Source organism: Hyphomicrobium sp. (assembly GCF_036262015.1).
Taxonomy (GTDB): domain Bacteria; phylum Pseudomonadota; class Alphaproteobacteria; order Rhizobiales; family Hyphomicrobiaceae; genus Hyphomicrobium_C.
The window spans coordinates 115562-137612 of record NZ_DATAJR010000006.1 but is presented as its reverse complement, the minus strand read 5'-3'; the positions used below and the strand labels follow the sequence as shown (position 1 = coordinate 137612).

19 protein-coding genes and 1 tRNA gene are annotated in these 22051 nt (G+C 60.9%); 14 read left to right on the top strand and 6 right to left on the bottom strand.

The annotated features are described in order from the left end of the window. Positions 1 to 45 precede the first annotated feature (45 nt). Positions 46 to 1713: an alpha-keto acid decarboxylase family protein gene (locus VHO05_RS06230; RefSeq protein ID WP_329645731.1), complete on the top strand. Its 1668-nt coding sequence runs from the start codon at positions 46 to 48 to the stop codon at positions 1711 to 1713. A 19-nt stretch (positions 1714 to 1732) separates the two neighbouring features. Here VHO05_RS06230 and VHO05_RS06225 read toward each other — a convergent pair whose 3' ends face one another. From VHO05_RS06225 to VHO05_RS06215, 3 genes are all read right to left on the bottom strand, one after another. Then, positions 1733 to 3430 carry a SulP family inorganic anion transporter gene (locus VHO05_RS06225; RefSeq protein ID WP_329645730.1) on the bottom strand — a complete coding sequence of 566 codons (1698 nt, stop codon included), beginning with the start codon at positions 3428 to 3430 and terminating at the stop codon, positions 1733 to 1735. Positions 3431 to 3564: 134 nt separating this feature from the next. Continuing rightward, on the bottom strand, positions 3565 to 4719 hold the full coding sequence (locus VHO05_RS06220; RefSeq protein ID WP_329645729.1) for an HlyD family secretion protein: 1155 nt from the start codon (positions 4717 to 4719) through the stop codon (positions 3565 to 3567). Then, positions 4719 to 5066 carry a DUF3302 domain-containing protein gene (locus tag VHO05_RS06215; RefSeq protein ID WP_329645859.1) on the bottom strand — a complete coding sequence of 116 codons (348 nt, stop codon included), beginning with the start codon at positions 5064 to 5066 and terminating at the stop codon, positions 4719 to 4721. The genes VHO05_RS06220 and VHO05_RS06215 overlap by 1 nt, the downstream gene beginning before the upstream one ends. A gap of 371 nt (positions 5067 to 5437) precedes the next feature. Here VHO05_RS06215 and VHO05_RS06210 point away from each other — a divergent pair, with 371 nt between their 5' ends. The 8 genes from VHO05_RS06210 (at position 5438) to VHO05_RS06175 (ending at position 13132) form a co-directional block, all read left to right on the top strand. Then, complete coding sequence (locus tag VHO05_RS06210) at positions 5438 to 5875, top strand: hypothetical protein (RefSeq protein ID WP_329645728.1); 438 nt, start codon at positions 5438 to 5440, stop codon at positions 5873 to 5875. Between the two features lie 166 nt (positions 5876 to 6041). Continuing rightward, entirely contained in the window at positions 6042 to 8282 is a 2241-nt protein-coding gene (locus VHO05_RS06205; RefSeq protein WP_329645858.1) for a DUF3141 domain-containing protein, read from the top strand. A gap of 57 nt (positions 8283 to 8339) precedes the next feature. Then, the gene (locus VHO05_RS06200; RefSeq protein WP_329645727.1) at positions 8340 to 8768 is read left to right on the top strand and encodes a hypothetical protein; all 429 of its coding nucleotides are present in this window, start codon (positions 8340 to 8342) and stop codon (positions 8766 to 8768) included. Between the two features lie 50 nt (positions 8769 to 8818). Continuing rightward, positions 8819 to 9784, top strand: a complete 966-nt coding sequence (locus VHO05_RS06195; protein ID WP_329645726.1) for a phosphate acetyltransferase — start codon at positions 8819 to 8821, stop codon at positions 9782 to 9784. A gap of 3 nt (positions 9785 to 9787) precedes the next feature. Continuing rightward, positions 9788 to 10996, top strand: a complete 1209-nt coding sequence (locus tag VHO05_RS06190; protein WP_329645725.1) for an acetate/propionate family kinase — start codon at positions 9788 to 9790, stop codon at positions 10994 to 10996. Then, positions 10993 to 11775 (top strand): enoyl-ACP reductase FabI, encoded by a 783-nt coding sequence (gene fabI / locus VHO05_RS06185; RefSeq protein ID WP_329645724.1) that lies wholly within the window; start codon positions 10993 to 10995, stop codon positions 11773 to 11775. Before VHO05_RS06190 ends, fabI begins: the two co-directional genes overlap by 4 nt. Before the next feature lie 53 nt (positions 11776 to 11828). Continuing rightward, on the top strand, positions 11829 to 12476 hold the full coding sequence (locus VHO05_RS06180; protein ID WP_329645723.1) for a 3-oxoacid CoA-transferase subunit A: 648 nt from the start codon (positions 11829 to 11831) through the stop codon (positions 12474 to 12476). A gap of 5 nt (positions 12477 to 12481) precedes the next feature. Beyond that, positions 12482 to 13132: a 3-oxoacid CoA-transferase subunit B gene (locus VHO05_RS06175; protein WP_329645722.1), complete on the top strand. Its 651-nt coding sequence runs from the start codon at positions 12482 to 12484 to the stop codon at positions 13130 to 13132. A 22-nt stretch (positions 13133 to 13154) separates the two neighbouring features. Here VHO05_RS06175 and ppk2 read toward each other — a convergent pair whose 3' ends face one another. Both ppk2 and scpB read right to left on the bottom strand, forming a co-directional pair. Further along, positions 13155 to 14000, bottom strand: a complete 846-nt coding sequence (gene ppk2 / locus VHO05_RS06170; RefSeq protein ID WP_329645721.1) for a polyphosphate kinase 2 — start codon at positions 13998 to 14000, stop codon at positions 13155 to 13157. 35 nt (positions 14001 to 14035) lie between these two features. After that, positions 14036 to 14815 (bottom strand): methylmalonyl-CoA decarboxylase, encoded by a 780-nt coding sequence (gene scpB / locus VHO05_RS06165; RefSeq protein WP_329645720.1) that lies wholly within the window; start codon positions 14813 to 14815, stop codon positions 14036 to 14038. Positions 14816 to 14933: 118 nt separating this feature from the next. On the opposite strand from scpB, the gene VHO05_RS06160 reads away from it, so the two are divergent. Further along, complete coding sequence (locus tag VHO05_RS06160; protein WP_329645719.1) at positions 14934 to 15476, top strand: GNAT family N-acetyltransferase; 543 nt, start codon at positions 14934 to 14936, stop codon at positions 15474 to 15476. 183 nt (positions 15477 to 15659) lie between these two features. Continuing rightward, entirely contained in the window at positions 15660 to 17144 is a 1485-nt protein-coding gene (locus VHO05_RS06155) for a hypothetical protein (RefSeq protein ID WP_329645718.1), read from the top strand. 135 nt (positions 17145 to 17279) lie between these two features. On the opposite strand, the gene VHO05_RS06150 is transcribed toward VHO05_RS06155, so the two are convergent. Beyond that, a tRNA-His gene (locus tag VHO05_RS06150) sits at positions 17280 to 17356 on the bottom strand. Between the two features lie 321 nt (positions 17357 to 17677). On the opposite strand from VHO05_RS06150, the gene VHO05_RS06145 reads away from it, so the two are divergent. The 3 genes from VHO05_RS06145 (at position 17678) to VHO05_RS06135 (ending at position 22050) form a co-directional block, all read left to right on the top strand. Then, on the top strand, positions 17678 to 18961 hold the full coding sequence (locus VHO05_RS06145) for a HAMP domain-containing sensor histidine kinase (protein WP_329645717.1): 1284 nt from the start codon (positions 17678 to 17680) through the stop codon (positions 18959 to 18961). 187 nt (positions 18962 to 19148) lie between these two features. After that, a complete protein-coding gene (locus VHO05_RS06140; protein WP_414653701.1) occupies positions 19149 to 20207 on the top strand; it encodes a Fe(3+) ABC transporter substrate-binding protein in 1059 nt (352 codons plus the stop codon). A 160-nt stretch (positions 20208 to 20367) separates the two neighbouring features. After that, entirely contained in the window at positions 20368 to 22050 is a 1683-nt protein-coding gene (locus VHO05_RS06135; RefSeq protein ID WP_329645716.1) for an iron ABC transporter permease, read from the top strand. Position 22051 lies beyond the last annotated feature (1 nt).

The following is a 22051-nucleotide window of genomic DNA, read 5'->3' as shown; positions in this document are numbered from 1 at the left end:
CGTGCCATAGTCGAGTGGATGTGATCTTGCCGGGAGAGGTCGACGTTGACCCATACTCCTCACGCGACTGTGGCGCGGTACTTGATCGAGCGTCTGAAGCAGGCGGGTCTAAAGCATGCGTTCGGGGTTCCCGGCGACTACGTGCTGACCTTCATGGATCGGCTCATCGAGCAGGGCATTGAATTCGTCGGAACCTGCAACGAGCTCAACGCTGGCTATGCGGCGGATGCTTATGCGCGGATCAACGGCATCGGCTGCGTTTGCGTGACCTGGGGCGTCGGCGGGTTCAGCGCCATGAATGCCGTCGCAGGTGCCTATGCGGAGCAGGTGCCGTTGGTGGTCCTCGTCGGCGGCCCCCGCACGACGCAGCGCCGCTCCTCCATGCTGCTGCACCACAGCGTTGGCGATTTCGCGACGATGCAGAAGGCGTATGCCCACATCACGGCCGCCTCCGTCCTGCTCGACGATCCCGCCGAGGTTCCGCAACGCATCGACGCGGCGCTGGCCCGTTGCATGGCTGAAAAACGCCCGATCATGATCGAGATTCCGGCCGACATGGTGGATCATCCGTGTCAGGCACCGGGCCCATTCGCTGCTCCCGACCGGCCGCCGTCGGATGCCTTGGCCCTTGCGGAAGCGCTCGACGAGGCCATGGGGCTGCTGTCGAAAGCGCGCCGCGCGGTGATCCTGGGCGGCGTCGAGCTGCATCGCTACGGCTTGATGAAAGAATTCTGTCGTCTGGTCGAGGCAAGTCGCCTGCCTGTCGCGACGACGCTGCTCGGCAAGACCGTCATTTCCGAGCACCACCGCCAGGCCGTGGGCGTGTACGAGGGATATCAATCGCGCCCGGACGTTCGCGATATCGTTGAGAATGCCGACGTTCTTCTGTGTCTCGGTGCATGGATGAGCGACATCAATCTTGGAATGCATGCGTCCGGCCTGGAAGGCCGGGGCATGATACTGGCCAATTCCGGTCGACTGAAGATCAGCCATCACGTTTACGAACAGGTCTGGATCGGCGATGTGGTATCGGGACTTGCGGATCGCATACCAAACAGCGGGCTTGCGCATCCGCATTTCCTCAGCGTCTCCGAGCAGTTCGATACCGATGTCACGGCCGAACCCGGGCGCGCCTTGACCATCAGCTACGTCATGAAGCGCATCAATTCCTTCATCGGTGACGACACGACCGTCGTAGCCGAGACTGGCGACTCGATCTTTGCAGCCGCCGACCTTGTCATGCATCACGACGTCGGCTTCATCGGGCAAGCGATCTATCTTTCGATCGGGTATGCGCTGCCCGCCACTCTGGGCGCCGCCCTGGCCGCGCCTTCGCGCCGCCCGGTCGCCTTGATCGGCGATGGAGCGTTTCAAATGACAGCCCAGGAGTTGTCGTCGCTCTGCCGTCGCAAGACCAACGCCATCATCCTTTTGATGAATAACGACGGATACACTACGGAACGTATCATCCACGAAGGCCCCTATAACGACATCCAACCTTGGGCATATCACCGCCTTCCGGAGGTGTTCGGGAGCGGTTGGGGCCGTCGCGTCACGACGGAAGACGAGTTCGAAGGCGCGCTTACGCAGGCTCATGGCACCAACGATGGGCCCGCGTTGATCGAGATCGTTCTCGATCGGTTCGATACGTCAGAAGCTCTGAAGCGGTTGTGTGCAGAACTGTCGCCAGACAAGCGCAAGACACACACCTGAGCTTACCACTCAACCGCACTCACTCGTTTTGCGCGCGAGGGCTTGCTTTTCGTTCGCTGGACAGTTCGCGGATCGCTTGGCGCAACGTGGGAAATAGGCGGATGCGCTGCTCCTCAAATCCGCGCCTCTCCGCCCAATTGCGCCATTCCGTGGCGCGCCCCGCCGCATTGAAATCGATTCCACGCGCGCGAAGCGCCTTCTCCACCTCCACGATCGTCAGGAGACCGGTCGAGTCGATGCTGGCAATCGGCAGCAAATCGAGCACGACGTGTTTGAGGTCTGGACCCGACGCCTCGACGGCCTTCATGACTTCACGTTTGAAGTAGGGAGCGTTGAAGAACGTTATTGGCGCATTGAACCGGAAGAGCAGAAGGCCGGGAATGGCTTGTCCCGCCTCATGCCGCTCAAGCGAATGCAGCCCCGGGAACCCATCAACCTTGCCCAAGACTTCGACACTTGGCCGCGACACGGCTTTAATGAACCGTACGAGCGCGAGCGCGACGGCGAGGAGGATTGCATTGACTGCACCCACCGCCACAACACCGAGCGTTGCAAGAATGGACAGCACCGCCTCCGTCCGGTCGATGCGGTAGATCAAGCGGACCGTCGCGATGTCGACGAGGGACAGCCCTGCAATGACGAGCACTGCGCCAAGAGCCGCGATGGGCACGTATTGCAAGGGCTCCGTCAAGAAGAGCAGGACGATGGTAATCGCGGCGGCGGTGACGAGACCGACGGCGCGCGTCCTTCCACCAGCCGCATCACTGATTGCGGTGCGCGAATCTGCTCCGCTGATCGCAAATCCTTGCGATAGAGCCGAGGCCACGTTCGCCGCACCAAGGGCTGCGAAGTCCTGATCCGCATCGACTTCGTAGCCGTTCTTCGAGGCGAAGCTGCGCGCGGTCAGCATCAGGCTCGAAAAGCTGACGAGGGCCAATCCCGCCGCGTCGGCCAGCAACGCCGGCCAGTGTCCCGGATCGACGTATGGAACCGCAAGTGCGGGTAGTCCGGCGGGCACAACTCCCAGGGTCTTCACACCTGCCGCCGTCAAACCGAATACGGGCACGGCCGCGCCGGCGAGACACAGTCCGGCGAGCGGTCCGGGGAGCCAGGGGAGAATACGCGGCACAAGCCAAATGATCACAAACGTACCAGCGGCTACGGCGAGCGTCGCAACATGGACCTGCCCGAGCTTGCTGAAAATCTCCAGCACTCTCGGAACGATCCCGGTTTCCTCAACCGAAAATCCAAAGATCTTGCTGGCTTGCCCCAGAACAATCGACAGAGCTACGCCGTTGAGGAAACCGACCAGGATTGGCTTGGACAGAAAGTCTGCGAGTACTCCCAGTCGCAAAAAACTTGCGGCAACACAGATCAGCCCGGTGAGAACCGCGAGCATTGCCGATAGAGACGCGTACGTTTCGGGATCACCCGCAGCCAACGGCGTTACAGCGGCGGCCACGACGGCGCACGTGGCGGCATCCGGGCCCACGATGAGCTGGCGCGACGTGCCGAAAATTGCGTAGGCGATCAGCGGAAGGATGCTGGAATATAAACCGACCTGCGGCGGGAAACCTGCCAACTCCGCGTAGGCGAGCGCTACGGGAATAGCAACCGCGGCGACCGATAGGCCTGCTCCAATGTCGGCCGAGATATCTGCGCGCTTGTAGTGGGACAGCTCGGCAAGGCCTGGCGCGAAACGGGCAAATGACGGCATCGCATACTCTCGCGCCTCAACAGCGGCAGATCACTGCATACCCCTGGCTTCTGCCAATCCCACGACGCTGGCCGTAGCGAGACGCACGACACTTCACAGGAAAGACCGAAAGGCCGGCATGATCGTGGTTCCTATCAATGGCCTTCAAAGAATATGAAGTTCTGCCAGCTTCGCATGCGCAGGAGGATGCGCCGGATGATTGCGAAGTGGTGGGCATAGGGTGTGTAGACGGCAACTTGTGCCGCGGAGCCGCCCGGTAGGTTGTAAGGCGACAGATCCTCTTCGATGTCGATCAGCGCGACCGCCCGGCCGCCCGGCAGCCGCTCACCCATATCCTGCAATGTTCCGGCTGCCTGCAGCTGCCCTGACGCGATCGCGTCCAGAACAGTTCTAACCTTTCCCTTGAATACCTTTCCCGGGACGCCATCGAAGGCGATTTCCGCCTCATCGCCCGGCCGAACTCTTTGCAGCGCGTTTTGCATGAAGCCGGCCGATAGCGTCCGGTCGTTCGCGTTCACAAACACCATGACCGGCCGCAACGGCATAGGCACTGTGTACATGCCGGGCCGCAGCGCCACCTGTGTCACGAAGCCGGGACCCGGCGCGCGGACTGTCGTCATCTCGAGGTCATACTCGGCGTCCGCGAGCGCGGCGCGGAGCTTCGCCACCTGCGTGTGTTCGTCCCCGATCCGCGACGTGTAGGCGAGACGTGCCTGCTCGGCCTTGTTGACCTCGACGTCAAGGTTCCCTTCCGCGGCTAAAGAAGTTTGACGCCGATTTTCGATCTGAGCTTCAGAGAACGGCCCGGCATTTCCTGCGTTACGCGCATTCTCGTTGGCCTGATTGTAGCGCTGAAACTCCTGCTTTGCGCGATCTCGCTGCGCCGTCGCCTCAGCAACGGATGACTGCGCGCTGTCGTAAGCTGCCTTGAGCTGAGAAACATTCTGCTCGGCCTCCGCAAGCGCGGCCCGCCTTTGGTCCACCTCGAACTGGTATGGCTTTGGGTCAATTCGAAATAGAACGTCTCCCTCCTTGAGTATCTCGTTAGGTTTCACCGGAACTTCAATCACGCGGCCTTTAACGTCGGGGATGATGGGCGTCGTCGTGAAATAGATGCGCCCGTTATCGGTGAACGGGTGATTGTAGTTCATGATGAGGAGGATGAAGCCGATCAGGAATATTCCGCCGAGGACGGCCGTCGGCAGCGTCCACTTGTTCACCGGGATCTTGAAGATCTTGAAAATTGCGACGCAGATCGCCGTGTAGGTCAGGATCAGCAAGAGCTCCATCAGCGAATCCTTTCATCGAGGCGCCGCTCGATGTTGGCGACGCGCTTGTTCAGCATCTCGACGCCATCCAAGCGCGTTTCGCCGTATGCTTTCGGCGGGACGTGCATGCCCCAACCGCGGTCGGGTCGATAGAGCATCGCCCAAATCCAGAGGAATGGCCAAATGGCGTGGAGTGTGAAAAGGCTCACCCAGCCGGCCGCGTGAATGGCGTCCTGGTGCGGGTGATCACGATGCTTTGCGATGTCATACGGGACGTCGTGGATCGCAATGATCCCGTAAAACAATGTAACAAAGACAAAAATCAGCAAGCCTAGAGCGAAGTAGTTCAGGAATGTATCGAAATCGATGCCGCTCGTTACGAGTGCGACAATCCCGATGAGGAGCAGCGCCGCCAATATGATCGACGCAACAACCCACTTGCTGAGCCAGAATCTCCGCGTACTCAGATTGGTTACAAAATCGCGAAACACAGTTGGCCTCCACTCACTTTGGAGCTGGCGAACCCTTGGCCGGAATAGCCATATAATACACCGTTGCGCCGGAAGTTTACACGTGCGAATGTACGCAAACTAATGATGATATTTTTTTAATGTTTCAGCGCGTCTATTGCGACTGGATAAGACGAACGACAGAACGCTAATAACGCCTTCCAAAGGGTTCGCCACACAGGCGATAGCGCGACTCGATCACTGCGTGCGTAACCAGTTTGGAGTTTCCGATGGAGACTCGAACGCTCATACTCACCTGCTTCGCCATTGCCGGCTCTGCGCCCCTCTGCTGTGCGGCGACGGGTGAATTGCTCTTCGCGCCGATCAAGGAAAAGTGTGCGACGGAGCAGTCTATGTACTGCAAGGCTGCAATGCCGACCGATGCGCGTCTGGCGCTCTGTCTCTACGCACACGAAGACAAGCTATCCGCGTCCTGCGCGCTTGCTGTCTATGACGGCATGGTGGCGCTGCGTTTCGCGCTCAGCACGCTCAGCGCCTACGTGAAGACGTGCAGACAGGATCTTTTGAAGTACTGCGCCACGACAAAATGGGGCGAAGGCCGGTTGTTCGCTTGCCTCGTCGAGAACCGTCAGACGCTCAAGCCCACGTGCCGGTCGGCTCTCGATGGAGCGAGACCGGATCTGCAAATGCTCGGTATCGTCAAGTAGGGAGTCGTTTAACAACGTTATTGAGCCGGACTGGATTTGTCCGCATGGATTTGCGCTCAATCAAGGCCAGACCGGCTGTCGATGGGTTAGTCGAAAGTAGAAGCGGTGTGCCCTTTGTCAGTAGAGGCCGCGCATGACCAGACAATCGCAGTACACATCCGCTAGCATGGCCTCGGGTTGGCCAGCATTTCGTCTCGGGCAAGATATCTGGGACTACTGGCTCGATGCCTGGCAGCGCGGCGTTCTCTATCTGGACGTTCAACAGCAGCGGAGTGCCGGATACGAAAAGCATGCCGCAAAGGTCGCTCCCCATGTATTGAAGTTCGACTGCGAACTCGTCATGGACGGACGAAATCTCGAGCGCCCTGTCAACTACATCCTGGCGCGCATTACACCGCCGCGAGATGTGGAGATAAACAGCAAGAAGCGTCCGTTCGTTGTTGTTGATCCGCGCGCCGGGCATGGCCCCGGAATTGGAGGCTTCAAAGCCGACAGCGAAATCGGCGTTGCATTGAAGGCTGGCCACCCCTGCTACTTCATTGGCTTTCTGCCGGAGCCAGTTCCGGGGCAGACGATCGAAGATATTGCACGGGCCGAGGCTGCGTTTCTGGAGCGCGTGATCTCACTTCACCCGCACGCCGAAGGCAAGCCGGCCGTCATCGGGAATTGCCAAGCCGGATGGGCGGTCATGATTGTGGCGGCGAGGAAGCCTGAGCTTTTCGGACCAATCATCATCGCCGGGTCCCCGCTCTCCTACTGGGCCGGTGTCCGCGGCACCAACCCGATGCGCTATACGGGCGGCCTGCTTGGCGGAAGTTGGCTTACGGCGCTCACCGGAGACCTGGGGAACGGCAAGTTCGATGGCGCCTGGCTGGTCTCAAACTTCGAGAACCTGAACCCATCCAACACGCTTTGGAGCAAGCAATACAATCTTTACTCCAAGATCGACAGCGAAGGGGCGCGCTATCTTGAATTCGAGCAGTGGTGGGGTGGACATGTTCTGCTGAACGCCGCGGAAATGCAGTTCATTGCGGACGAGCTGTTCATCGGCAACAAGCTTGTTTCCGGCGAACTCATTTCAAGCGACGGCGCACGCATCGACCTGCGGAACATCACGTCTCCGATCCTGGTCTTCTGCTCGAAGGCCGACAACATCACGCCGCCGCAGCAGGCCTTGGATTGGATCCTTGATCTCTACGACACCGTCGACGACATTCGAGCGCACGGGCAAACGATCGTCTACGCCGTGCACGAGTCGATCGGGCACCTCGGCATCTTCGTTTCGGGTTCCGTGGCCAAGAAGGAGCACGACGAGTTTGCGAGCAATATCGACCTGATCGACGTACTGCCTCCTGGACTCTACGAGGCGGTTCTGACGCCAAAGGACCCGAAAGGCCTGGCCGCCGATTTGATCACGGGCGACTACCTGGTGCGCTTCGAAGCGCGGACGCTCGATGACATCCGGGCTCTCGGTGGCAACGATGCCAATGATGAAAGGGAGTTTGCCGCCGTTGCGCGCGTCTCTGAAATCAATCTCAGCCTCTATCGCACATTCGTTCAACCATGGATGCGGATTTGGACCAACGAGGGCCTAGCCGAATGGATGCGCCGGATCCATCCGTTGCGACTCCAATATGAGACCTACGCGCTCCTGCCCACTCTCACCTCGGCGGCGGCCTACGTGCGCGAAACCCGAAAGCCGGTATCCCCCGAAAACCCGCTGTGGCAAGCGCAACAGAGATTCTCGCATTGGATCGCGTCGTCGTTGGACACTTATCGTGACGCACGGGATCAGACGTGCGAGGCGGTGTTTCATACCGTCTACGGATCTCCGGTCGTACAAGCGCTCACGGGCCTGAACGCGGCGGATCATGAACCGCGCAGCCGGCCAGGAGAGACAGCAGCACATTCCTTCCTCGTCAAGCGCCGGATCGAGGCGATCAAACGCAAACTGACCGAGGGTGGTGCCCGTGAAGCCGCGTTGCGGTCCCTCATCTACATTCGTATGCCCGACGGGGACATCGACGAGCGCAGCTTCAATTTCCTTCGGCAAATGCGCAAAGACGCCGGAAAGGGCCTTTCGCTTGGCGAATTCAAGACGTTGGTCCGTGAACAGTACTTGCTATTGCTGCTCGATGAGCGTCGCGCGGTGGCGGCAATCCCGACGCTGCTCTCGCGGGAGCCCGAGCTTGCGGGCCGCCTGAAATCTACGCTCCACCGGATGATCGACGTGGTCGGCCTGGAGAGCGACGTTGCGAAGTCGCGTCTCGCCGAAATCGACGCGCTCTTCGAAGGCGGTGTTCGCGCGCGTAGCGCTCCCAAACCGCCGGCGCGAGAGCATGCGTTGTTAGCGACTGTTCGTCCGATGAGGCGTGGTCACGTCAGCCGAACGCCGAAGCATCACTGACGAGACGCGCAAGCGTTGAACGTATTCTGACAAGGACCAAAAAGGAGAGGCTGTGTCATGCCGGGCCTACTGAACCCTTCAGACCTCAATCAAATCTCATCTGACGCCGAAATGGAGAAGATGAACGAAGAGCAGAAACTCAAGAAGAAGAAGAGCGAAAAAGCACTGGAACTGCGTGACGAGTTCATGTCGCGCGACGTCCATCCCGAGGTCATCGAGCGGATCAACGCCGCAGTATCAATTGCCGCCAAACAGGGTCGGCATCAAATCCAAGTCATGACCTTCCCCTGTACCTACTGCAGCGACGGCGGCCGTCGCATCAACATCGCAGATCCGGAATGGCCGAGCACGCTCCAGGGCTTCGCCAAGAAGGCCTACGACTTCTACGTCTCAGAGCTGAAACCTCACGGTTACAAACTGCATGCCGAGATCACCAGCTTTCCCGGCGGCATGCCCGGCGACGCAGCTCTCTTCCTGAAATGGTGACGGCGTTCTGAGCCGGCGCGGACGCATCCGGACTCGAGAGGGAAGGTGCCATGACAAAGAAGGCGGTCGTCTCGCAATTCCGGCAACGGCACGAGAAATATGAACGGCTGATTGAGGTCGCGAAGCGCATGGCCGCGCTGCCGACGGCTGTCGCGCATCCCTGCGACGAGACCTCCCTGCGCGGCACAATCGAAGCAGCGGAAGCCGGCCTGATCGTTCCCATCCTTGTCGGACCGCGGGAGAAGATCACCAAACTCTCCGCTTCGATGAAGTTGTCCATCTCCGATTACGAGATCGTCGATGCTGCCCATAGTCACGAGGCCGCTAGCAGGGCGGTCGAACTGGTCCGCTCTGGCAAAGCCGAACTCCTCATGAAAGGGAGCCTCCATTCGGACGAGCTTCTGAGCGCTGTCGCCAATCGCGATACAGGACTGCGCACCGGACGGCGCATCAGCCACGTCTTCGTGATGGATGTCCCAACCCATCCCCAGACGCTTTTCATAACGGATGCGGCGGTCAACATCGCGCCGGACCTGATGGCGAAGCGCGACATCATCCAAAATGCGATCGATCTCTATGCGGGACTTGGGCTCGGCACGCCCAAGGTCGCAATCCTCTCTGCTGTCGAGACGATCAACCCGAATATCCCTTCGACGATCGAGGCGGCGGCCCTTTGCAAGATGGCCGATCGCGGTCAGATCACGGGCGGAGAGCTCGACGGTCCACTGGCATTCGACAACGCCATCAGCCTCGAAGCTGCGCGCATCAAAGGCATCCGCTCACCAGTCGCCGGACAGGCCCAGATCCTGGTGGTTCCCGACCTGGAGGCCGGCAACATGCTGGCCAAGAACCTCTCGTTCCTCTCCCAGGCCGATGCTGCGGGAATCGTGCTCGGGGCGCGGGTTCCCATCATCCTCACGTCGCGCGCGGACAACGTTCGCACGCGCATGGCTTCGTGCGCCGTCGCGATGTTGCTGGCGCACAGCCGCAGAACTCAAGAGCCAATACGAGCGTGAGCCATGACCGAGTCCATTCTCGTCATCAACGCCGGCAGCTCGAGCATCAAGTTCCAGCTCTTCGCGATCGAGTCCGGCGATCGGCTGGAACGGCGCTTCAAGGGCCAGATCGAAGGAGTCGGCACACGCCCGCGCCTGTTCGCCGTGAACCCCAACAGAGAAATCCTGTCCGACGTTACCTGGTCAGCTCCCGATGTGCCCGATGTTCCAGCGGCTCTTGAGAAGGTCGTCGAATTCCTGCGCCCTCAAATCGGCGGCCGGTTGCCGTGTGCGGTCGGGCATCGCGTTGTGCATGGCGGTCCGATGTACAGCGATCCCGTCGTGATCAATGCTCGTGTCGTTGCGCAACTCGAGCGGCTCGTGCCGATGGCGCCGCTGCATCAGCCGAACAATCTTGCCCCAATACGGGCAGTCCTCGAACGCCGGCCGCACCTGCTGCAAGTGGCCTGCTTCGACACCGCGTTTCACCGCAGTCACTCGGAGCTCGCGGACCGCTTCGCTCTTCCAGAGCAGCTCTACGCGGAAGGCGTGCGCCGCTATGGCTTCCACGGTCTTTCCTATGAATACATCGCGATGCGGTTGCCGAGCGTGGCTCCGGATATCGCACAAGGACGAGTCGTCACGGCACATCTCGGCAGCGGGGCTTCGATGTGCGCCATGATCGATGGCCGAAGTGTCGAAAGCACCATGGGGTTCACCGCTCTCGACGGTCTCCCCATGGGCACGCGCTGCGGCCAACTCGATCCGGGCGTTATTCTCTACTTGATGATGGAGAAGGGGCAGTCGGCCAAGGCGATCGAGCACATGCTCTATCACGATTGCGGGCTCAAAGGCCTTTCCGGCATCAGCAACGATGTCCGCGAACTCCTTTCGAGCCAAGATCCGCGCGCAAAGCTGGCGCTCGACTACTTCTGTTATCGCATTGCCCTTGCCACAGGATCGCTCGCCGCAGCCATGGGCGGCATCGATGCCTTCGTCTTTACGGCCGGCATCGGCGAAAATGCGCCGGCGATCCGAGAGGCGGTTTTGCGCCGGATCGCATGGCTCGGCGCCGAGATATCCGTTCAGGCCAACAAAAAGAACGAGACGTGCATTTCCCGCAAGGGCTCGAAAGTGACGTGCCTCGTCATTCCGACCAATGAAGAACTTATGATCGCCACGCACACGCTGCGGCTGATGCGGGCCCACGCCCTCCAGGAGAAACGAGCATGATCGATCTCTCATCTCTCGCCCTTCTCAAGGGAAAGAAAGCTCTGGTCACCGGGATTGCCAATGATCAATCGATTGCCTGGGGATGTGCCAAGGCGTTTCACGCCTTTGGGGCAGAGATCGCCGTTACCTATCTCAACGAGAAGTCCAAGCGTTTTGTCGAGCCTCTCGCGAAGGAGATTCGGGCTCCCCTGCTGATGCCCCTCGATCTGCAGAAGCCAGGTGAGCTCGAGACTGTTTTCGAGACCGTACAGAAAAAGTGGGGCAAGCTGGACATCGTACTTCACTCTATCGCCTTCGCACCCAAGGACGATCTTCATGGCCGTGTTGTCGATTGCTCCAAGGAGGGCTTTCTTCTCGCGATGGAGCTGTCGTGCTGGTCGTACATGCGGATGGCGAAGCTGGCCGAACCGCTGATGAAGGACGGCGGCACGCTCTTCACGATGACCTACTACGGCTCGCAGATGGTCGTGGAAAATTACAACATCATGGGACCTGTGAAGGCCGCATTGGAATCCGCCACCCGCTATATGGCGGCCGAGCTTGGCCCCAAGGGTATCAGAGTTCACGCCATCTCACCCGGTCCGCTGAAGACGCGCGCGGCATCCGGCATCAGTGAGTTCGAAAAACTGCTGCAGAAGGCGCAATCGAAGGCCCCGAGCCGGAGCCTGGTCTCGATCGACGATGTCGGCGTGGCTGTGGCGTTCCTGGCCATGAACGGCGCCAAGCTCATCACGGGCGAGACGCTCTACATCGACGGTGGCTACCACATTATCGACTAGCCGCCGTTTCGAACGCAATCGCCGCAGTGCCGTAGCCCGGATGGGGCGAGCACATGAAGACGATACCTATAAACGACGTGGTCGCCATGATCCCCGACGGCGCTCGGATCATGATCGGCGGGTTCATGGGTGTCGGAACGCCAGAGCGTGTCGTCGACGAGATTGTTCACCAAGGCAAACGCGATCTCACGGTCATTGCCAACGATACGGCGAAGCCAGGAACCGGCATCGGAAAGCTGATCACGGCCAAGCTCGTGCGCACGGCGATCGTAAGCCACATTGGGCTCAACCCGGAAACGCAACAGCAGATGATGGCGGGCGAACTGACCGTCGAGCTGGTTCCACAGGGTACGCTCGTCGAGCGAATCCGCGCGGGTGGATTCGGTCTAGGAGGCGTTCTCACGCGCACAGGGGTCGGTACGGTCGTCGAGAAGGGAAAGCAAAAGATCGACGTGGATGGCGAGCTCTATCTCCTCGAGACTCCGCTCCGCGCGGACCTGGCTCTCGTGCATGCTTTCCTCGCAGACTATCTCGGTAATCTCTCCTACGCCCTGACGGCCCGCAACTTCAATCCTTTGATAGCAACCGCGGCTGCGACCGTCATAGCCAGCGCCGAGCACATCGTACCGGTCGGCTTGATCGCGCCCGACCACGTCGTCACACCAGCTCCGCTGGTTGACTATCTTGTCGCCAACGTGTGATCGCCATGGACGCGCAGACACTCATTGCAAAACGTATCGCTCGCGAGCTGCGGACGGGCATGCTCGTCAATCTCGGCATCGGCATTCCAACGCTGGTGGCCAACTTTGTTCCTTCGGATATGCACGTGTATTTTCAGTCCGAGAATGGATTGATCGGCACAGGACCTATTCCGGAAGCCGGCATGGCACATCCGACGCTGACCGACGCAGGCGGCCGCCCCGTCACCGCGCTTCCCGGCGCGTCCACCTTCGACAGCGCCGTCTCCTTTGGGCTGATCCGCGGCGGTCATGTGGACATGACTGTTCTCGGCGGGCTCCAAGTTGACGAGCATGGCCTGCTGGCCAACTGGATGATCCCGGGAAAGATGGTTCCCGGCATGGGCGGCGCGATGGACCTCGTGACTGGCGCCAAGCGGGTGGTCGTCGCCATGCAACATACTGCCAAGGGGAAGCCGAAACTCCTCAGGCAGTGCTCGCTTCCGTTGACCTCGGTCCGACCAGTCGACCTGGTGGTGACGGAATTGGCCGTGATCGCTTTTCCCAACGGAAGGGCGACGCTGACTGAAACCGCTCCGGGTATTTCGGTCTCACAAGTTCTCGAGGCCACTGAAGCCGAGCTCACCGTCCCAGAGCGGGTTCCGGAGATGACGCTTTAGTCGTCGACCGGCGTCTCCGATCTTAGTGTTTCTCAGGAACGGACTTGACGGCGTGGGAGGGCTCGCTCTCGCCGGTGGTGACACGCCGCTTCGGCAACTTCACTTTCGCACGCGGGACGCTCTTGTAAGGGATCTGGTCCAATATGTGTTCGATGATGTTGAGGCGTGCGCGCCTCTTGTCGTCGGACCGCGCAACATACCAGGGCGCCCAGGCCGTGTCCGTTGCCGCAAACATGTCATCGCGCGCTTTCGAATAGTCGTCCCAGCGCGTGTAGGACTTCAGATCCATGTCGGAGAGCTTCCAGGTCTTGCGACCGTCATCGATGCGTGCCTCCAGACGCTGTGTCTGCTCATCCGGGCTTACCTCCAGCCAATACTTGAGCAGGATGACGCCAGATTCGACGATGGCCTTCTCGACGTTGGGAACGATGTGGAGGAAGCGCTTGACCTGATCGGGCGTGCAGAAGCCCATGACGCGTTCAACACCCGCGCGATTGTACCAACTGCGGTCGAAGATCACGATCTCCCCGCCGGCTGGAAGGTGCGGAAGATAGCGCTGGATGTACATTTGCGATTTCTCGCGCTCGGTCGGAGCAGGGAGCGCGATGACACGGAAGACGCGCGGGCTGACGCGGGCCGTGATCGCTTTGATGGTGCCGCCTTTGCCCGCGCCATCGCGACCTTCGAACACGATGCAAATCTTTTTACCTTCGTGCCGCACCCATTCCTGCAACTTCACGAGTTCGATGTGGAGCCGCTTCAACTCCTTCTCGAACTCCTTGCGTTTCAGCTGCTGCGAACTTTCACCGTCGCCATCATCTTTCTCTGCTTCCGGCTTCTGCCGCTTTGCGATTCTGCGATCTGCCATTGTCGTCTCCTCCCTGTCGGAGCGGGCACGCCCAATCAGCGCCCCGTAAATTTCGGTGCGCGCTTCTCGCGGAACGCACGAATACCTTCCGCATAGTCGTCGCTGTCGTAAACGATGCGCCGCAAGCCCTGCACACGCTCAAACCGCCGCGGGCTCATGGGGTGTGCTCCGGCAAGCATCCGCAGCTGTTCTTTCATCACCGAAATCGCGAGGGGCGCATTGATGGAAATTTCTGTCGCGAGCGTATATGCAAACGCTTCGAGATCATCGGCCGGTACCATGTGATTGATGATGCCCAGGCTCTCCGCGCGCGCCGCCGATATGGGCTTTGCCGTGAACACCATTTCTTTCACGATGCGAAGCGAGCAGGCATTGAGGAATGTCAGCATTCCGGAAACGTTGTAGGGCACGCCTAGCTTCGCCGGGGTTACGGCGAACGTTGCATTCGGCGACGCGACGATGAGATCGCAGGCAAACGCGACCTCGCACGCGCCGCCCCACACACCGCCCTCGATCATGGCGATCACGGGTGCTGGACATTCCTCGATGGACCGGATGAGAGCGCGCAGAGGATCGTCCCAACCCAAGGGATCCCGCCGCCCTTCCGGCAGTTCGTCGACGTCGTGCCCTGCCGACCAGACTGCGGCGCCCGGCCTAGCCCGCAATACAATCGCGCGCGCTTTCTCTTGTGCGAAGCAGCCTAACGCTTCGACGATAGCATCGACGAGGTCTGTCGAAAGCGCATTGCGCCGTGACGGGCGATCAAGGATGATCGTGGCGACGGCGCCATCGCGCTTCGTCTCAACGAGAGGCATGTTGCCTCCGTATTCTCCGCCTCGAAGGCGGGCCGATGGAAGTTCATAGACTACCAAATCCGGACAAATGCGCCACGAGACGATTAGGTTAACTGGCGCTTTGTGACAGGGCCGCATCATGATCGATGCACGAAACTATAGCGTTTCAGGAGTACTTACCGACGGCACGCCCGTCACGGTTCGCGCGATCAGACCCGACGATCGACCCAGCATCCTCCAGTCCTTTGCCGGATTGGATCGCGAGTCCGTCTACACCCGCTTTTTCACCTACAAGAAGCAACTCACATCCAACGAACTGACGCACATCACTGACGTCGATTTCGACCGGGTCGTTGCGCTTGTCGCGACGACCGCCGCCGAGCACGGCGAAAAACTCCTGGGCGGCGGACGCTACGCCGTGTGTGAGGACGCACCTCCCTTCCAGACCGCGGAACTCGCGTTCACTACCGACAACGCCTATCGCGGTCGCGGACTTGCGCCTCTCCTTCTCAGACACCTGACCGATATCGGGCGGGCCCGAGGACTGATGCAGTTCACTGCAGAGGTTCTCGCTCAGAACGGTGCCATGCTGTCTGTCTTTCGACGGAGCGGGCTGCCTTACGAATTTCAAGTCGAATGCGATGTCGTTCACGTCAAGCTCGCACTCGTACCGGTGTCGTAGCGTGGGACGCACCATAGGGTGAATAAAGTCTAAATGAGTTGGCCACCCTAAAGCCATGATCGTGCACCAGGATTGTGTCTCTGCAGAAAGCGGGGTTCTGCTCACCAACTCCAAGACTGGTCTCAGGCGTCGACGTACGCATGTTGCCGGCTGTCGTGTGTATTTGTCGTGGTGGGTGACACAATGCTCCAAGCAAAAACGGAAGATGTTTCAGAGGCAGCGCCGGCCGAAGTGCGCGCCACTTATTGCCTCGCGGCGCTCAGCCGGTCTCACTGGCTCTCAACGCGCATGAGCGCGAAAGCCGTGCCGCTCTTCCAACCTATTCCAGTCGAGGACTTGCCGACGCCCGTTGAGGCCGCAGAAGAAATCGCGGCCGTCGAAGCCTCGGAGCCTGTAGACCAATCGGCCACTTCAGAATCCGACAATGACAACTCTCTGCCAACGGCTCTTGCTTTGGCAGAAGGTATCGACGGCAAGCCGGCAGAGCCGGCTGCCAGCGCCCCGAGCAGCGCGCGCGGATTTGGACCCGGAGCGCTTTTTGTGTCCGCGCTTGCCGGCGCGGCCACGGCGGTCGCCGCCATTTTGACATTCGGCATTTCACATGGGCGGTGGGAACGTGCGATCGACTTCCAAGCCTATGCAGACGTCATTGAGCCGCGTACAGCCGAACTGGAGACCTTCCCGATCAGCTTCGCAGAGGCTGCAATCGCTTACGAAACCGCCGAAACCGAGATCCCCGGTGTGCTGGCCACGCGTCCGGTGAATGCCCCCGTAGCCGGAGACGATCTCGAAGGGCCGAGCGAAGGCATGATCAATGACAAGGAGGAGGTGACTGATTTTTCGTCGTTGAACCTCGGCACGCCATTCGTACCCGGAGACACCTCCGTCGCGGGAACTGCCGTTGTGAGCCCCTCCCCCATCCTTGCCGGCCTGGATACCCCGGCAGCACAGGACGTCCCGTCTGAGACGGTTGAGGCGGTGACTGACTTTTCCTCGTGGAGCCTCGGCACGCCATTCGTATCCGGAGACACCTCCGTCGCGGGGACTGCCGTTGCAAGCGCCTCCTCCATCCTTGCCGATCTAGATGGCCCGGCAGCGGGGAGCGTCCCGTCTGAGGAAGAAACGGTCGCTCAGGCGGCGTCCTTCGGCTCCTATCAAATGGCCGGCCTTTTCCAGGCCTCGGATTCCCCGAGCGCCGGAGCAGTCCTGTCGGATGGATCTGGCGTGATGGGTGCCTCGCCTGTCCCGGCATCGGGAAAAATCGTCGTCGGCCGCGTTTCGACCGGCATGGGCAAGGCAACAGATGCGGAAACGACCGTTGTCAGTATTCCGGCCGGTGCCAAGAAAGTTGATGCCGTCCTACACGTGATCACGACCGACGGACGTCTGGCTCAGATCTCCAAACTCTCTGTCGTGGTTGGAGACAAGATCCGCGCGATGCCGGACCGGCCGGTTCGCAAGTCGGCCCAGCGCAAGACGAGCGCCCCAGCCGTTCGGGCGGTCGATGCTGCAAAGCTCGCAAACCGCAAAGCCCAATACAGGCCTCACGTCTCGCCACCGCCGCCTCCTGCCATTCTGCCTCCCCGCGGGCTTTTCAACTTCGGCAGTACGTACGGCCTGAAGAAAGACGGCTTCGCGGACGGCTCCAAGGGCGGGGCCGCCGGATAAGTGCCATTCTCCTTGATGCAGCGTGGGTACTAGGGGCGACGGCCACAATTGTCAGTCCGCCAAGGAGTGGGGGCAGGGATGCTCAGTCACCCTCGCAATCGGGCTAAAGCGGATGCGTGGAGGGTGAGTTTGTTTTGGTACCGCCTCCCCGGCTCGAACGGGGGACCTCTAGATCCACAATCTAGCGCTCTAACCAACTGAGCTAAGGCGGCTTACCATGTGTTTTCAATGGGTTGGCGTGGCCGCATACGGCTTTTACCGCCAACCGCCCGCGCGGCAGGAGCATGGCCCGACACCGACGGAGAAGATGGAGCTTATAGAAGCGCAGCCTGCCGGCCGCAACCCTCATCAAGCCCATTTTTCTGCGGCCCAGCGCGCATGTCGTGAGAACACCATTCTGGCGTGACTGAGACCGGCCGCCCGGCTCAGTATCGGTCCTTGAGCACAAGATTCACAGCTTTCTTCATCCACTTAGGCACTGAGCTTGACGGCAAAGGATAGGATGGCGGGCGATCTTGATCTAAGATTTCACCATGAGCCGCCGCCCTGTTGTGCAGTTCGACAAGGACCTTCCCGCTTCGGTCGTCGCTCCGCTCGAAGCCGACGGGCGTGCAGTGGTGTGCCTGATCGACGTTGGGGCTGGGCGGATCCTTGCCGCAAACGAGGAAGGGGCCGCGGCGTTGGGGCTTCATGCGACGTCGACGGAACCGATGCTCGACGCCGCCATGCCGGCTCTTGCTCAGCTGCGCGCGCTCGCACCTGCGCCTGCGGGCCGGCGCGTCTCGGAAACCCTCTTGTTCTGGACGCGAGACGGCACGCTGCGGCTTCCCTGCCAAATCCAGATCATCGAGACCGGTTCACGTGTCGTCGCGATCGTGGTGTCAGATAACGCACCAGCTCTCAAGGGACCCGAGCCTTCTTCGCCGCCCCGCGAACTCCTGGCCGGAGATGACGCGGCCAAGCTGCGCGAAATCGCACGGCGTATCCGCGAGGGGCAGACCGTCATGGGCCAGGGTCAGCGAGGAGATCCCGACGACACCACGGTGCAAACTGACCCGTATGCAATTGGCCGTGCGCACCCTGATCGCGCACCGTTGCAAACCCAGGAATCGCCCACGCTCCGCGCCAGCCTTGCGCATGAACTGAAAACCCCGCTCAGCGCCATTGCCACGGCAGCCGAAATCATGAAGGCCGAACGCTTCGGCCCGCTCGGCGCCGAGCGCTATGTCGGCTACGCGGCCGACATCTATGGCAGTGCCCAACACGTTCTCGGCGTCATCGATCGTATGCTCGCGGAAGGATCGGAAACGCTAGAGGGTCAGCTCGACTTCGCACAGATCGCTGTCGGCGATATTCTGAAAGCGTCGGCGTCTCAAATGGCGCCCCTCGCCGAGCGCGCAGGCATCGCGTTGGACCTCGACGTTCCTCAGCGGCTTCCTCACCTCATCGCCGATGCGACGAGCCTGCGTCAGATGGTGTTCAATCTTCTGACGAATGCCCTCAAGTTCACCGCGCGCGACGGACGCGTCGTGCTCTCTGCGCACCACAGCGGCGATGGCCCGCTCGAGATCTCGATTGCCGATACCGGCTGCGGAATGTCACCGCAGCAGATCGAGCGGCTACTTGGACGTGCGCAGGCTCCCCGGCGAAAGCCGCGCGCCGATGCCAACGACGGACCCGCAGGTCTCGGACTTGGACTGCCTCTCGTGCAAACGCTGGCCACCGCAAACGGGGCAGAACTCGTTCTCGAGAGTGAACCCGGCAAGGGCACCTCGGCCTCAATCGTCTTTCGCAAGGACCGCGTCGTCCCGGTCTGACGGACGCCTTCCCCTGCCGCATACGGACGTATCCCGGCCCGGTTCAATCGTCGCACAATTGTTGACTTTCTTGACGTACTTTAAGGCCGCTGCTTTATGGACAACGCATCTTGCGGGCCTTCCCAGCCTCACGCTGGCAGGCCAGCCGATAGCGGGCCTTGACCCCGATTATTGGAGAAATCGATCAATGAGCACGAGACGCCTTTCCCTGCGCGCCACTTTGCGCGCCTTCTCAATGCAAGCTTTCGCCGTGGCTGCGCTGGCCGGTCTTGGAGCACAGGCTCAGGCCGAAGAGACCATCAACGTCTACTCCTATCGCGAGCCCGGCCTCATCGATCCGATCCTCAAACAGTTCACAGCCGAGACCGGCATCAAGGTCAATGTCGTCTATTCCAAAGACGGTCTGATCGAGCGCATGGTTGCCGAGGGCCGCAACAGCCCGGCCGATCTTCTCATCACGCCTGAGTCCGGCTTGCTCATCCAGGCCGAAGCTGCGGGTGTCACGCAAGCGCTCAAATCGAAAGTGCTCGAAGATGCCATCGACGCCAAGCTGCGGGATCCCGAAGGCCATTGGTTCGCCCTGACACGGCGGGCGCGTGTGGTCTATGCCTCGAAGGATCGGGTCAAACAGGATGCGATCACGTATGAAGAGCTCGCGGACCCGAAGTGGAAGGGTAAGATCTGCATTCGCTCCGGCCAGCACACCTACAACATCGCGCTCATCGCCTCGATGATCGCGCATGACGGCGAGGAAAAGGCCGAGAAGTGGTTGATCGGTCTTCGGGACAATCTGGCCCGCAAACCGGCTGGCGGCGACCGCGAAGGCGTTCGCGACGTGCAGGCCGGGCTGTGCGATCTCGCAATCGGCAACACCTACTACATGGCGGCCATGCTCAAGAACCCGGAGCAGAAGCCTTGGGCCGACGCCGTCAAAATGCTGTTCCCGAACGCCAACGAGCGCGGCACGCACGTCAACATCTCGGGGGCCGCGCTTGCCGCCAACGCCCCGCATCGCGACAACGCCGTGAAGATGCTGGAATTCATGGTCTCCTCCGAAGCGCAGGAGATCTATGCGGAGGCCAACGGCGAATATCCGGTGATTGCCAATGCGAAGACGTCGGAACTCGTAAAGAGCTGGGGCGAACTCAAGGCGGACTCGGTCCCGCTGTCCGAAATCGCCAATTTGCGCAAGAAGGCGTCTGAGCTGGTCGACAAGGTCCGCTTCGACGCCGGCCCGAGCAGCTGACGCCCGGCACTGACCGAAATTTGCGCGGGGGCGGCTTAGCGGCCGTCCCCGTATTTACATTGCACCGTGCGGAGCGCTTGACGGGTCCAAGCTGGGACCGCAATGGTCGTGACCAATGAGCCTTACTCCTCCCACATCCGCCGGGGCCTCCCCCACCAGAGTGCTCGATAGCGTCCGGCGTCTTCGCGGCGCTCGGCGGGCGCAGTCCCACGCGCCCGGGTGGAGCCTGACGACAGCGGTTATCGTAGCCATCATCACTCTGCCCGTCGCCGCGGTTCTCTATCTCGCCCTCACGGCGACGCAAAACGATTGGCCGCACCTCGTCGGAACCGTTCTGCCCGAAGCATTGAACACCACGCTACTCTTGGGGCTGGGCACTGGGATCGTGACGGTGGTTGCGGGAACCAGTACAGCGTGGCTGGTCACCATGTACCGCTTTCCCGGCCGCGCCTTGCTCGACCGTCTGCTGGTGTTGCCGCTCGCGATTCCAACCTATATCGCAGCGTACTGCTATAGCGACCTGTTCGACTACGCGGGGCCGGTGCAAACCGAGCTCCGGGCTCTTTTCGGCTGGACGACGGCCGCGGACTACTGGTTTCCCTCCGTGCGCTCGCTTGGAGGCGCGGTGTTCATCATGTCGGCCGTGCTCTATCCCTATGTCTATCTCGCGGCACGCGCGACGTTCGTCCAGCAGTCTGTTTGTGCGTTGGAAGTGGCACGAACGCTGGGACGTACTTCCATGGGAGCGTTCTGGTCTGTTGCCCTTCCCCTGGCGCGCCCGGCTCTCGCAGCCGGCGTCGCCTTGGTCGTGATGGAAACGCTCAACGATCTCGGTGCGGTCCAGTATCTCGGTGTTGAAACGCTTTCGGCAAGCATCTACGCCACGTGGCTGCAGCGCTCGAACCTCGGCGGAGCAGCACAGCTTGCGGCGGTCATGCTCGCGTTGATCGTGATACTCCTCACGGTGGAGCGCTTTGCACGCGGCGGCGCAAAGATCCACCATACGACGGGCCGCTATCGCGCCATTCCGTTTCAAGACATCGAAGGCTGGCGCGGCTATGCGGCGGCCCTTCTCTGCTCGCTCCCGTTCGTCGTCGGCTTCATCGTGCCGTTCCTGCTGCTTGCCAAGTTCGCGATGGGGCATGTGTCCGTCGCCGTCGAGGGCGGCTTCCTGCGCGCCGCGTGGAACAGCATATTCCTGGCGACGCTCGCGGCGGCAGCGGCCGTGGGGTTGGCCCTCCTCATCAGCTACGCACCGCGCGTCGCGCGAACTGGCTTCACGCGCTTTGCCGCGCGGGCTTCGGGCTTCGGCTACGCTCTTCCCGGAACGGTCTTGGCAATCGGCGTGCTCATCCCGCTCGCGGGTCTCGACAACACTATCGACGCCTGGTTCAGGGAGGTCTTCGGCATCTCCACGGGCCTCATCATTTCCGGCTCGATCGCGGCGCTGGTTTACGCATACGTCATCCGCTTCCTCGCCGTGGCGCTCGGCGGCATCGAAGCAGGGCTCGAACGGATCTCACCCAACCTCGACGCGGCTGCCCGAACGCTCGGCGAGACAGCGTCCTCGGCTCTGTGGCGCATCCATCTCCCGCTCCTCCTCCCTGCGCTCGGCGCCGCGGGACTTCTCGTCTTCGTCGACGCCCTGAAGGAACTGCCCGCTACACTGCTGCTGCGTCCGTTCAACTTCGAAACGCTTGCAACGCACGTCTATGCCTTTGCCGCGCTGGAGCAGGTCGAGAGCGGCGCGCTCGGCGCGTTGAGCATCGTTCTCGCCGGCCTCGTCCCGCTCATTGTTCTGCACCACGCCATTGCCAGCGGACGCGCGGGTGGAGAGGGCTGAC